Source organism: Spirulina sp. CCY15215, from assembly GCF_016888125.1.
GTDB lineage: Bacteria > Cyanobacteriota > Cyanobacteriia > Cyanobacteriales > Spirulinaceae > CCY15215.
The window spans coordinates 1-250 of the sequence record NZ_JACSWA010000548.1; the positions used below are offsets into that span (position 1 = coordinate 1).

Here is a 250-nt window from a genome sequence, read left to right on the forward strand (position 1 = left end):
TAAAGCACTTTTGATTAAATGGGAATGTGAATGTATCGAATTCGGAGGCGAATCCGACCATATTCACATCTTGTTTGAAGCTCATCCTAGTGTTGAATTATCAAAGTTAGTTAATAATTTAAAAACTGTTACTTCTCGGCGACTTCGTTCCGAATATGCCCAACACTTATCCCAGTTTTATTGGGGTACTAAATCTCAATTCTGGTCGGGAAGCTATGCTATTATTAGCGTTGGTACACAAGCTCCTTTG

The 250-nt window shown here is 38.0% G+C and carries 1 protein-coding gene; it reads left to right on the top strand.

The genetic code is table 11. From position 1 onward, the window contains the following. Positions 1-250, top strand: a 250-nt coding sequence (gene tnpA, locus JUI58_RS18940; protein ID WP_204105372.1) for an IS200/IS605 family transposase, incomplete at both ends; no start/stop codon positions are given.